The organism is Bacillota bacterium (assembly GCA_024655925.1).
Lineage (GTDB): Bacteria > Bacillota > DTU025 > DTU025 > JANLFS01 > JANLFS01.
On the sequence record JANLFS010000042.1, the window covers coordinates 1 to 6,357 of the forward strand.

A 6,357-nucleotide genomic window follows, 5' to 3' on the forward strand; every position below is an offset into this window, starting at 1 on the left:
TCGATGAGCTGATCAAGTTGACCATCACTTCCTCCAGGCCTGACGTCGGATACTCGATTCTCCCCAAGGGTGCGCTGATCCGCGTGGAGTTCGCATCCCCGGTCAGTTCCGTCAAATCGCGTCCGGGTGACCTCGTGACGATACGCGTGACGGAGGACGTCGTATCCGAGGGCAGGTTGGTGGTTCCGAAAGGGTCCATTCTCACGGCGAAGGTAACCGACACAGTCCGCCCGTCCAGACTGGGCGTGAGAGCCAAGGTGGATATGGAGCTTGGCTACCTCGAGGGAATGGACTCGGCACCCGTGGTCCTCGGTGTGGACCAGGCAGCGGTCGGGGCGAACACAGGCATCACCATGGCCACCGGTGACACGCTCAGGAGATTCTCGGTGCTTGGCAAGTCAAATGTCCTTGGTCAGAGTGATGAGGTGGAGATCGCCCCAGGGACAGAGTTCTTCCTTTCTGTGATGCAATCTGCGAAGATCCTCGGCCTTTCGGTGCCCGCGGGCAGGTAGTGGCCCCAGAGACCTGAGGGCGGGAGCACATTGAGCAGTGTGAGGGCTGGAGCCTTGGGCCATGAGGCGCCTGGGGCACCAGCCCTCCGCGCTTTCGGCACACGAGCCCTTGAGCATCAGCGGGAAGAGCATTGATGGGGGAGCATGGGCAGGGTGATTGACCCCACTGGAAGTTGGTGGTATATTGGTTCTGAGTTCGGGCACATACCGGGGAGGTAGTCATCTTGAGCAGCAGAAAGCTATTCACGTCCGAATCCGTCACTGAAGGACACCCCGACAAAATCTGCGACCAGATCTCCGACGCGATCCTTGACGCCATCATCGCGCTGGACCCTTTCGCCCGGGTGGCGTGTGAAACGGCTGCGACCAAAGGCCTGATCGCTGTGATGGGCGAGTTCAGCTGCGATTGTTACGTCCATATCCCCACGATCGTCCGTGACACCGTTCGGGAGATCGGGTACACCCGGGCGAAGTATGGGTTCGACGGCGACACTTGTGCCGTGGTGCAGTCCATTGACGAGCAGTCTCCAGATATCGGTCAGGGAGTCAGCGACGCTCTCGAGGCGAGAGAGGCGAGATCAGGGGTTCTTGCAGGCGATGTGAGTGAGTTCGACGTTATCGGCGCCGGGGATCAAGGGATGATGTTTGGATACGCCTCGGATGAGACCCCTGAGTACATGCCCATGCCAATAATGCTCGCGCACAAGCTTGCGAGAAGACTCGCCACCGTCCGTAAGGAGGGGATCTTGGACTACCTGCGCCCTGATGGGAAGACCCAGGTTACCGTAGAGTACGACGGCGAGAAGCCAGTCCGAGTCGACACTGTGCTAGTCTCCGCGCAACACGCTCCTGAAGTCTCGCAGGAACAGATCAAGGATGACATCCTGCAGCAGGTGGTCGCAGCAGTGATCCCAGCGGAACTCATGGACTCCAGGACCCGCTTCCTTGTCAACCCCACAGGACGATTCGTCTTCGGAGGCCCCGGGGCCGATTCGGGCCTTACTGGCCGCAAGATCATAGTCGACACTTATGGCGGCATGGCGAGGCACGGCGGGGGCGCCTTCTCAGGAAAGGACCCAACCAAGGTGGACCGGTCTGGGGCCTACGCTGTCAGGCACGTGGCCAAGAACGTTGTTGCGGCGGGCCTCGCGTCCCGGTGTGAGGTGCAGGTTGCCTACGCTATCGGAGTTGCACGGCCTGTCTCCATCAGAGTGGATACCTTCGGCACAGGGGAGATTCCAGATCCACGTATCGAGAGGATAATCAGAGACCTGTTCGACTTGCGACCTGGCGCGATAATACGGAGGTTCGGCCTGAGAAGGCCCATATACAAACAGGTCGCGACGTACGGGCATTTCGGCCGCACAGATCTGGATCTCCCCTGGGAGACTCTGGACATGGTGGAGGCGATAAGGGCACACGTCTAGCCGGAGGCGGTGATCTCGTTGGACCGGGTGGAAGGCGTAATAGAGCGCGTGACCTACAGGGACGAGAACAGCCTCTTCACCGTTGCCAGAATCAAGCAAGACGACGGCCAGGTGGTCACGGCCGTTGGGCCGTTTCCAACAGCGTCACCGGGTCAAGCGGTCAGGGCCAGCGGGACCTGGGTCACTCACAAGGACTATGGGAACCAACTCCGTGTGGATCACGTTGAGACGATCGCCCCGGTGACCTTGGTTGGAATAGAGAAGTACCTGGGCTCCGGTCTCATATACGGCATCGGGCCTGTCACTGCCCGGAGACTCGTCAGGCAGTTTGGACTTGATACCCTCGATGTCATCGAGAAAAACCCCGAGGCGCTCACTGATGTCCCGGGCATCGGCCCCAAGAAGGCAGAGCGGCTCATCCGGGCGCTGGAAGAACACAGGGCAGTACAGAAGGTAATGGTGTTCCTCCAGTCCCACGGGGTCAGTCCCAGTTTTGCTGTCAAGATATACCGTCATTACGGCGAGGCCGCCGTGGATATCGTCAGCCGTAACCCTTACCGACTGGCAGACGATATCTACGGCATTGGGTTCAAGACCGCTGACAAGATTGCCCGCGACGTCGGAATTGAGAAGGACTCTCCTCACCGGGTTAGGGCGGGAGTAAAGTACTGGCTGGCGGAGGCGTCTGACGAAGGCCACTGCTATGTGGAGCTGGAGCAATTCATCTCAGAAGTCGGACCCCGACTCGATGTTGAGGACTCGCTGGTCCGGTCGAGCATAGCTTCGTTGATGGACGAGGGTGAGGTCTTCCTGGAGGACGGCAACCGGCTGTATCTGGCCCCGTTTTACCACAGCGAGCGGGGAGTGGCGAGGGCCCTGGCCGAGCTGGTCAGTGCAAGAATGTGGGCACTGGACGGGATCACCCAGGCAGAACTGGATGAGGCGCAGGCAAGGGCAGGCATTACCCTGGATGAACGGCAGAGGCAAGCTGTGTGCGCTGCGTTCCAGTCGGGTGTTCTTGTGCTGACAGGGGGTCCCGGGACAGGCAAGACCACGACCCTCAAGCTGATGATAGGCCTTTTCGAGATGCGCAACCTCAAGGTGCTGCTGGCTGCCCCCACCGGGAGGGCCGCGAAGCGGCTCTCTCAGGCGACGGGCAGGCCTGCACGCACCTTGCACAGGCTTCTTGAGTTCGGGCCAGCGGAGGAAGGGTGGAGGTTCGGCCGGGGGGTGTCGAGTCCTCTGGAGTGCGACGCTATCATCGTGGATGAGATGTCCATGGTCGACATTCTGCTGATGTACCATCTCTTGAAGGCCATAAAGCCAGGGACCAGGCTCATCCTCGTGGGAGACGCAGACCAGCTTCCGCCGGTAGGCGCTGGGAACGTCTTGAGCGACATAATCCGCTCGGGTGCAGTGGAGACCGTGGTCCTGGACCGCATTTTCCGCCAGCCCACAGGCAGCATGATCGTCGTGAACGCACACAGGATCAACCGCGGAGAGATGCCCCTCTTCCGGGGGGCCACCGACTTCTTCCTGGTGGAGGAGGAGGACCCCGAGCAGGTCGCCAGGACGGTCGTGGATACGGTGTCCAGAAGACTCCCGGGCTACCTGAAGTGCGACCCAATCGATGATATACAGGTGCTCAGCCCGATGAGGCGCACAGCGACGGGGGTCGACAACCTCAACAGGCTTCTTCGGGATGCGTTGAACCCCGCTAGATCAGGGGCATCCGAGATCCAGTTCGGGTCCCTCGTGTTCCGCCGCGGTGACAAGGTGATGCAGGTCCGCAACAACTACGACAGGCGCGTGTGGAACGGGGACATGGGGAGGATCGTCAGGGTCGACTCGGAGGAAGGCGAAGTGACCGTGAGATTCCCCGAAGCGGATGGGGAGCGAGATGTAGTCTACTGCCAGCACGATCTGGACGAGCTCGTCCTGTCCTATTGCGTGTCCATCCACAAGAGCCAGGGGAGCGAGTATCCTGCAGTTGTGGTGCCTATCACCACCCAGCACTACGTGATGCTCCAGCGGAACCTTCTGTACACTGCAGTGACGAGGGCGAGACGCATGGTGGTCATCATTGGAACGAAGCGCGCCCTCGGAATAGCGGTCAGGAACGCTGAGATTTCCCAGAGACGCACCTGGGTTGCGCAGCGGCTGAACGAGGCTGCCTCAATGCGGGTGGGGTGAGAGGGAGGCTCCCCGCCTGAGCTAACCTGGGTGATTATTCCGCGACGCGCAGGTAGGATCCGGATATATGAAGAAATGGCACACCGACCCATCCACAGGAGGTGTGCTCTTTTTTGGCAGACATGTTCTGTGTCTACTTGGCCGTAGGCGAGCGCCGGACTACAGTGGGGTTTTCCGACTCGCCGGAGGCGGTATGGCATTTCCTGAACTCGCGCACCCCTCACGAAGTGATCATACTTACTCCTCCGGTTCCCGTGGCCATAGCGGATGTAGCTGCCCGGGAGGCCTCCCGGGCAGCGGCCGGACGGCGTGGCAGGGAGGGTGTGTCGGGACACAGTGTGCTTGCAGCCCGGCTCTCTAGAGTCGCCAGGGCAGTGTTGCGCGCTCTTGGGTGCCGGGGTGGGTTCCTGCCAAGACCGTTCCTGCTTGCGAGCCCCACGGAACTCGACAAGTGCCGCTCACTCGTCTTGCCACATCCTTCAGTTGTGCGGGAGGCGGCAGCATCTCTCGCCGGAAGGGTCCTCCTCGGGTCCGAGGCTTCCAGGGCACTTGAATCCTCTGGTCTCTCATCGATCCTCGGAGTTCGAGCGGTACTGAGGGCACTATGCCTGGAAGGTCTCGCGACTCTCAGGCCCAGTGTGGAGATCGGGCCTTGGGGGGAGCGCGTGTGCATCCGATGCGGCAGCGTGGGGCCTTTTGTCACTACTTCGTGTGCGAGCTGTGGGCGGGACAGGTGTGTTGCATGCGTGGAGTGCCGCGCCCTTGGTGTGTCCCGCGAATGCGAGCCGCTATACATCTTCCATGACCCACCCAACGAGGGCGGGGTCTGCGGCGGTGGCGGCAGATACGGACGCGAAGGTCTGCATTCGAATGCGCTGGCGACGGGTTCCTCAGACGGGGTGTTCGGCATGAACGTACAAGGCTTGACGCTTCCTCACCCACTGACCCCGGCCCAGGCCGCGGCCTCCCATACCCTGGCGGAGTGGGTTGAGAAACGCGCCGGGCGTCAGTTCCTGGTGTGGGCGGCGTGTGGGGCAGGGAAGACTGAAGTCTCGTTCGAGGCTATTGATGTTGCTCTGCGCCGGGGGGCCCGAGTGATGTTTGCGGCGCCGAGGCGAGATGTCGTGATCGAGCTTCAACCCAGGATATCTGGGGCATTCCGGGGTCGGGCTGTGGCGGCCTTTTATGGAGGTGCGCCCCCGGGGGACGCCAGGGCTGATGTTGTTCTCCTCACCACTCACCAGGCGGTCAGGTTCCACCATCGGTTCGATCTAGCCGTCCTTGACGAAGCCGACGCCTACCCGTATTTCGGCTCCGAGATCCTCACCCGGGCGGTCGAAAGGGCAGTCAAGCCCGGAGGGCAGATGGTGCTCATGACGGCGACACCCCCACCAGAGTATGTGGCCAGGGTGAGGTCTGGGGACCTCCCATGTGTCAGAATCTCTGCGCGTCACCACGGTCACCCCCTCCCTGTTCCCTGTGTCGTACAAGTGCGGGGCATTGACCTCCCAGAGCAGGTGGCATCGCTCATCTCTCCGTCACTCCGAAGCGGCGGCCGCGTCATCGTGTTCGTACCCCGGCGCGATCAGGCGCCAGACCTGGCAGCTGCGCTCAGACGTGCAATTCCCGGGTCGCGAGTGGAATGGGTTCATGCTCAGGACCCGGACCGTGGTCGCAAACTGAGTCTCCTGGTGACAGGGGAGTGCGACGTCCTTGTGGCGACATCCGTCATGGAGCGGGGGGTGACGGTGGACGGGGTGGACGTAGTCGTCACCGAGGCGGACTCGAGTGGAGTCTTTGACTCAAGGGCCTTGATCCAGATGGCAGGGCGCGCAGGCCGGACGCGGGCGCATCCAACAGGGAAGGTGTGGTTCATATGCCAGGCGGTGAACTCAGAGATCGGGGCAGCGGTGCAACAGATCCGGGAGATGAACGAGGACGCCAGGTCGAGAGGACTCCTCGACGGAAGCACGAAATGAGGGGATTGGGCTTCTCAACTCTCGTCGCGGCCGGCCGGGCCCTGGCGGACATGGTGTTTGGGGAGTCCACTTCCTGCCCTGTCTGCGGCAGGGTATCGCGCCCGGGTGAGCTGTGCCGGGCGTGCGTGGCCAGAATTCCTGTGGTGACGCCGCCGGTCTGCCGCATCTGCGGAGTCCCCCTCAGGCTCGAGGGTGCGAAACGAGGTGAGTGCGTGGTCTGCGCGCGCGGGGGGCGGTACTTCAAGC

At 61.8% G+C, this 6,357-nt stretch carries 5 protein-coding genes; all 5 read left to right on the forward strand.

Translation table 11 applies throughout. The features are described from left to right. The coding region (locus NUW23_08065; protein MCR4426126.1) for a hypothetical protein at window positions 1–512 on the forward strand (512 nt) is incomplete at its 5' end. Between the two features lie 224 nt (window positions 513–736). After that, window positions 737–1,939, forward strand: a complete 1,203-nt coding sequence (gene metK, locus NUW23_08070; GenBank protein MCR4426127.1) for a methionine adenosyltransferase — start codon at window positions 737–739, stop codon at window positions 1,937–1,939. 18 nt (window positions 1,940–1,957) lie between these two features. After that, window positions 1,958–4,132, forward strand: a complete 2,175-nt coding sequence (locus NUW23_08075) for an ATP-dependent RecD-like DNA helicase (protein ID MCR4426128.1) — start codon at window positions 1,958–1,960, stop codon at window positions 4,130–4,132. Window positions 4,133–4,254: 122 nt separating this feature from the next. Beyond that, window positions 4,255–6,111 carry a helicase-related protein gene (locus NUW23_08080; GenBank protein MCR4426129.1) on the forward strand — a complete coding sequence of 619 codons (1,857 nt, stop codon included), beginning with the start codon at window positions 4,255–4,257 and terminating at the stop codon, window positions 6,109–6,111. Continuing rightward, the coding region (locus NUW23_08085) for a double zinc ribbon domain-containing protein (protein MCR4426130.1) at window positions 6,108–6,357 on the forward strand (250 nt) is incomplete at its 3' end. The genes NUW23_08080 and NUW23_08085, both read left to right, overlap by 4 nt.